Source organism: Agrococcus sp. AC640b, assembly GCF_979255995.1.
Window position 1 is genome coordinate 1 of record NZ_CEEDMM010000040.1, and the last position, 6373, is coordinate 6373.

General features: G+C 72.3%; 6 protein-coding genes. 3 read left to right on the top strand and 3 right to left on the bottom strand.

Annotated features, from left to right (window positions below; genetic code table 11):
- A partial coding sequence (locus ACZ6H8_RS13790) for an APC family permease (protein WP_464147461.1) occupies positions 1–1435 on the top strand: 1435 nt, incomplete at its 5' end.
- A 24-nt stretch (positions 1436–1459) separates the two neighbouring features.
- Here the strand turns inward: ACZ6H8_RS13790 and ACZ6H8_RS13795 are convergent.
- From ACZ6H8_RS13795 to ACZ6H8_RS13805, 3 genes are all read right to left on the bottom strand, one after another.
- A complete protein-coding gene (locus tag ACZ6H8_RS13795) occupies positions 1460–2185 on the bottom strand; it encodes a DedA family protein (protein WP_464147462.1) in 726 nt (241 codons plus the stop codon).
- A 129-nt stretch (positions 2186–2314) separates the two neighbouring features.
- Positions 2315–3712 (bottom strand): serine hydrolase, encoded by a 1398-nt coding sequence (locus ACZ6H8_RS13800; protein ID WP_464147463.1) that lies wholly within the window; start codon positions 3710–3712, stop codon positions 2315–2317.
- A 113-nt stretch (positions 3713–3825) separates the two neighbouring features.
- Entirely contained in the window at positions 3826–4023 is a 198-nt protein-coding gene (locus ACZ6H8_RS13805) for a three-helix bundle dimerization domain-containing protein (RefSeq protein WP_464147464.1), read from the bottom strand.
- 131 nt (positions 4024–4154) lie between these two features.
- Here ACZ6H8_RS13805 and ACZ6H8_RS13810 point away from each other — a divergent pair, with 131 nt between their 5' ends.
- On the top strand, positions 4155–5453 hold the full coding sequence (locus ACZ6H8_RS13810; RefSeq protein ID WP_464147465.1) for an ATP-dependent DNA helicase: 1299 nt from the start codon (positions 4155–4157) through the stop codon (positions 5451–5453).
- 14 nt (positions 5454–5467) lie between these two features.
- Positions 5468–6202 carry a gamma-glutamyl-gamma-aminobutyrate hydrolase family protein gene (locus tag ACZ6H8_RS13815; protein WP_464147466.1) on the top strand — a complete coding sequence of 245 codons (735 nt, stop codon included), beginning with the start codon at positions 5468–5470 and terminating at the stop codon, positions 6200–6202.
- Positions 6203–6373: the final 171 nt, after the last annotated feature.

Consider the following 6373-nt stretch of genomic DNA (forward strand, 5'->3'; position numbering starts at 1 on the left):
CACCCGCACCCTCACCGTGTGGGAGGCGATCGGCGTCTCGATCGCGCTCATGGCGCCGTCGATGGCGATCAACATCAACCCGCAGGGCACGGCGGGCCTCGTCGGCCGCGCCGTGCCGCTCGCGTTCCTGCTCGCCACGATCGGCGTGCTGCTCATCGCGTACACGTTCGTGCGGCTCTCGCAGCGCTTCAACCATGCGGGCAGCGTCTACGGATTCGTCGGCGCGACGCTCGGCGCACGCGCAGGCATCACGGCGGGGTGGCTCAACGCCGCGACGTACGTCTTCTACGGCGTCGTGACGTCGATGGCGGCCGGCATCTTCGTGACCGAGCTCGTCGACCAGTTCGGCATCTGGCCCTCGCCGCCCACCTGGGCCGCGTTCGTCTTCGCATGGATCGCGCTCGGCGTCGTGTGGTTCCTGGGCTCGCGGCCCGCGAAGCGCGGCACGCTCGTGCTCGTCATCGTCGAGGGCGTGACGATCGCGCTCATCCTCGTCGTCGCCGTCATCGTGCTCGGCAGGCTCGTCGTGGGCGACACCCCCAACGGCACGTCGTTCGACCTGTCGGTCCTCACGGTGCCGGAGGGCACCGACCTGTCGACGGTCTTCCTCGGCATCGTGTTCGGCTTCCTCTCGTTCGCGGGATTCGAGGCGGCGGCGACGCTCGGCGAGGAGGCGAGGGAGCCGCGCCGCGACATCCCCCGCGCCATCCTCGGCACCGCGATCTTCGGCGGCATCTTCTTCGTCGTCGTCACCGCGATCGAGGTCATGGCGTTCGGCACCGACGAGGGCGGCATCGAGGCGTTCATCGGCTCGAGCGCGCTCATCGGCGACCTCGCGAGCTCGTGGATCGCGCCGTGGCTGGGCGACGTCATCACGATCGGCGCCGCGATCTCGGCGGCGGCATGCGCGCTCGCATGCGTCGTCGGGGCGAGCCGCCTGCTCTTCGCCCTCTCGCGCGACGGCCTCGGCCCGAAGGCCCTCGCCCACGTGCACCCTCGCCACGGCATCCCGAACCGCGCCGTCGCGGCCGTCGTCGGCCTCGTCGCGCTCATCGAGGTCATCGGGCTCGTGCTCGGTGCGCAGCCGTACGACCTCTTCGCCATCGCGGGCGTCACGGGCACCCTCGTGCTGCTCGTCGCCTACCTGCTCGCGTCGGTCGGCGCCGTCAGGCTGCTGTTCTTCACGGGGCAGACGACCGTGTCGCGGTGGGAGATCGTCATCCCCGTGCTCGGCATCGCGGTGCTCGCCTACACGCTCTTCCGCAATGTCTTCCCGCTGCCGACCGAGGCGGCCGCATGGTGGGGGCCCGGCATGGCGATGGCGATCGTGGTGCTCGTGCTCGCCGTGGTGCTCGCGAGGCCCGCGGCGGCCCGCGCCGCGGGCGAGCGCCTCACGCAGGCGGAGGGGCTGCGGACCGCCACCGACCGGGGGTGAGCTGCCAGGACGCGTGCGCGGGCGTCAGTCGGTCGTCGACTCCGGCGCCCGCTCGACGGCCTCGGCCGTGCCGTCGCGCTCGGCGCGGCGGCGCAGCACGATGCGGCGCACGCGCACGATCACGAACCACAGCACGAGCAGCGCGATGATCGCCACGACCGCGTTCGACAGCACCCCGCTCCACTGCGACAGCACCGGCCCGATCACCGGTCCGAACGCGAAGCCCAGCCACACCCAGATGCCGTTCCACACGAGGCTGCCGACGAACGTGTAGACCGAGAACCTCCAGAACGCCATGCGCTCGATGCCGGCGGGGATCGAGATGAACGAGCGCACGAGCGGCACGCAGCGGCCCACGAGCACCGCGACGCCGCCCCACCGCTGGAAGACGCGCTCGGCGCGGTCGAAGTCGTCGAAGTCCATGAGCGGGATGCGGCCCACGATCCACCGCGTGCGCTCACGCCCGAAGGCGCGACCGATCGCGTACCAGATCCATGCGCCCACGAGCGCGCCGAGCGTCGCCGCGATCCACGCGCCCCACACGTTCATGCGGCCATCCCAGGCGAGGAAGCCCGCCCCGGGCAGGATCGCCTCCGACGGGATGGGCGGCACGAACGTCTCGATGAGCACGGCGAGGCCGACGCCGACCTCGCCGAGCGTCTCCATGAGGCTCAGCACCCACCCGATGAACCCGTCGTATCCCTCCGACGGATGGGTGCCTGCGGCCGCGATCGTGCTCCATGCATGCATCGGTCGAACGCCATCCTCGTCTGCTCGGGTCGGGATGCGCCGCGCACATCTCCTCCACCAGGGTACGGACCCCGCCCATGCGTCGCCCATGGCCGCCCGGCGCGCCCGCAGACGGCGGGCGCGCCCGCGTCACTCGGCGGCGAGGAGCGTGCCCGCGTCGGTCGCGAGATGCAGCGCAGGCTGCTGCGCGACGACCTGGGCCTCGTCGGTCGTCGCCGACTGCACGACGACGACGTACGTGCCCGCGTCGCCCTCGACGAGCCACGAGCCCCCGAGCACGCCCACCGACGAGCCGCCCTTGAAGGCCACGGCATCCCATCCCTCGCCCATGTCGAGGCCGGGGTTCGTGGTGAGGATGTCGGCGAGCGGCGCGCCCGCGTCGGTCTGCGACGCCTCGTGCAGCGCGAGGTGGGCGCGCGCGAGGTCGGAGGCCGAGAGGAACCAGTCGAGGCCGTCCTGCCACACCGGCACCGTCACGTCGGTCGCGACCGTCGTGAGGTCGCCGGCTGCGACCTGCGCGAGCAGGGACTCGCGCGTCGCGTCGTCGCCTGCCGCCCACTGCGCGCGCAGCGACTCGTCGCCCCATCCGATCTGGAACAGCGCGCGGGTCGTGAGCAGCGGCGTCGACGCGTCGGCACCGTCTGGGGCGTGCTCGGCGAGCTGCGCCTCGACGGCGTCGGCTCCGACGGCCTGGATGAGCAGGTCGGTCGCGGTGTTGTCGCTGATGGCGATCATGGCCGCCGCGGCCTCCTCGACGGTCACCTCGGTGCCGTCGGGCTGCAGCTGCAGCTCGCCGCTGGGGAGGCTGCGCACGGCATCCGTGAGGGTGAGCACGTCGTCCCACGCGAGGCTGCCGCCCTCGACGGCGTCGGCGACGGCGAGCAGCACGAAGAGCTTGAACATCGAGCCCGACGGCTGCGGCCCCGTGAGGTCGCCCGCCGTGAACGTCGGATCGCCGACCGTGCCGTCCGCGACGTCGAAGACCGTCACCGCCACGGGGGCGCCGAGCGCATCGGCGCGCTCCGTCAGCTCGTCCCAGCTGCCGGCGGGCTCGGGGATCTCGGGCGCGGGCTGCACCGCGAGGGTCGTGAGCAGGTCGTCGTCGTCGAGCGCGACGGTGAGCACGTACTCGTCGCCGCCGGAGGCGAGGCGCGCCCCCGCCGTCGACGCCTGCTCCTCGTAGGCGAGCAGCGTCCACGGCGCCATCGTCTGCAGCTGCGTGAACGACTCCACGAGCACGTCGACCGATCCCAGCTGCTCGATCGCGGCGGGTGCGAAGCGCTCCTCCAGCTCGGCGGCGGAGACGGGCTCGTCGGCGCCCAGCGCATCGAGCGCCCACTGCGTCGCCTCGCCGAGCGGCGAGCCGGGGATCGAGACCGCAGAGGCGCTCGGGCTCGCGGAGGCATCGGTCGTCGGATCCGCCGCGGCGCATCCTGCGAGGCCGAGCGCGGCGACGGCGGCGGCGGCGATGGCTGCGCGAGCGGCGGACGCTCTGGAGCGGACGGTGCGGGTGCGCGTGGGGATCATGCACCCATCCCACGCGACATCGTCGCCGACGGCATCCCGCCGTCGGTGGATGCGCGACTCCGTCGATCGGCGGGCCCGCGGGCTCGAACGACGTCAGCGCCGCGTGGCGCGGCTCACGTCTCGTGCAGCCGCCGCTTCACCGCATGCTCGGTGAGCACCTCGACGTAGTCCTGCAGGGGATTGTGCTCGAGCTTCGCGAACTCCTCGCGCGCGAGCCCCGCGACGGTCGCCGGGTCGTGCTCGGGATGGTTGGTCGTGATCGCGGTGACGACGTGGTCGACCACGTCGCCTTCGGCCTCGGTGCCCGTCATGCCCCGACGCTCGCACGCGCGCCCTGCCATGGCAAGCCCCAGCCTCCCGCGGGAGGCCGCAGTCGGCCGCATCCTCCACAGCACGCGAGCCGTGCGGGCGGCGACGCCGACTTCGTGCGTACGCTGGAGGGATGGGTGTGTCGCTGACCGCTGAGCAGCAGGCGGTGTTCGACCGCATCGAGCTGACGCGCGACCACCTGTTCATCACGGGCCGCGCGGGCACGGGCAAGTCGACGCTGCTGCAGCATCTGGCGTGGCAGACGTCGAAGGCGCTCGCGATCTGCGCGCCCACGGGCGTCGCGGCGCTCAACGTGGGCGGGCAGACCATCCACTCGCTGTTCCGACTGCCGCTCGGCCTCATCGGCGACGCCGCGATCGAGCAGAACGCCGAGACGCGCAAGCTGCTGAACTCCATCGAGACGCTCGTGATCGACGAGGTCTCGATGGTGAACGCCGACCTCATGGATGCGATGGATCGGTCGCTGCGGCAGGCGCGGCAGCGCCCCGCGGAGGCGTTCGGCGGCGTGCAGGTGGTGATGTTCGGCGATCCGTATCAGCTGGCGCCCGTGCCTGGCGATGCAGACGAGCGGGCGTACGTCGACGACCACTACCGGTCGATGTGGTTCTTCGACGCGCGCGTGTGGCTCGAGACCGAGCTGCACACGATCGAGCTCGTCGAGATCCACAGGCAGGCCGACCTCGAGTTCAAGGTGGCGCTCAACGCCGTGCGGCACGGCACCGTCACCGCCGACATCGCGCAGCTGCTCAACGACGCAGGCGCGCGCACGCCACCCGAGGACGACATCCTCACCCTCGCGACGCGCAACGACATGGTGCAGCGCACGAACGCACGCGAGCTCGCACGCCTGCCCGGCACGGTGCGCAAGGCGATGGCGGAGGTGTCGGGCGACTTCGGCCCGCGCGCGAAGCCTGCGGAGGAGGTGCTCGAGCTGAAGGTCGGCGCGCAGGTGATGTTCCTGCGCAACGACTCGCAGCAGCGGTGGGTCAACGGATCCATCGGCCGCGTCGTGCGCATCGGTCAGACGGTGCGCGTGGAGGTCGACGGCGAGGACCACGAGGTGGAGCCCGCCGTGTGGGAGCGCTTCCGCTACCAGTACTCGCCTGCCACGAAGGAGCTGCGCCGCGACGTCGTCGCCGAGTTCACGCAGTTCCCGCTGCGGCTCGCGTGGGCGGTGACGATCCACAAGTCGCAGGGATCGACGTTCGAGCAGGCGATCATCGACCTCGGGCAGCGGGCGTTCAGCCCCGGGCAGACGTACGTGGCCCTCTCGCGGCTCACGAGCCTCGAGGGCCTGTACCTGTCGCGGCCGCTGCGGCCGAGCGACATCATCGTCGACCAGCGGGTGCGCGAGTACATCTCCGAGGTGCGCACGAAGGCGCAGACGGCGACCGCCGCCGCGTCGGCCTGACCATCGGAGCTCGCATGCGCACGATGCTCGTCGGCATCCCCGCCCGACTGTCGATCGGCGAGGGCGGCGATCCGAGGGTGGCGCTCGCGAATGCGCTGCTCGACGACGTCGTGGGCTGCACGCGCGGCCCGGGCGTCGAGGTGGAGGTCATCGAGGCGCACGACCACGACCTCGCTCGCTTCGACGCCTTCGTGCTGCCGGGCGGCGGCGACGTCGATCCGGCACGCTATGGCGGCGACGCGACGGCACCTGTGTACGACGTCAATCCCGAGCAGGATGCGTTCGACCTGCGTGTGCTCGCGCACGCTCGGGCGACGTCGGCGCCGCTGCTCGCCGTGTGCCGCGGGCTGCAGATCGTGAACGTCGCGTTCGGCGGCACGTTGCACGAGGATCTGCAGCAGGAGCCCACTCGGCACCGACGCATGCCTGGCGACGAGGGCGTGGCCGGCGACGTCTTCACGTGGCACGACGTCCGTCTCGACGCCGACGACGCGCTCGCGCGCGCGTTCGGTGCGTCGACCGTCGCCGTGGCCGCCGCGCATCATCAGGCGATCCGCGACCTCGCGCCCGGGCTCGTCGCCGTCGCCACGGCGCACGACGGCATCGTCGAGGCCGTGCGGGCGACGTCGGGAGGATGGCTGCTGGGGGTCCAATGGCATCCGGAGGTCGCCGGTCGCCCGGGCGACGCCGAGCAGACTGCCCCGTTCGCGGTGCTCCGCGACCACCTGCGGCAGGCCGCCGGGGCCTGACGCCTCGCGCTCGCGCGCGGCGCCGACTCGCCGCGCCCTGTGCGCAGGCCTCATGTGCGCAGGCCCGATGCGCGCGTTCCTGCGTTCATGTGCACAGTGGTGGTCGGGTGCGTGGTCGTGGTCGGTGGGTGGGGGTGATGTGCCAGCGGCGGGTGGTGCCGGGTGCGATGG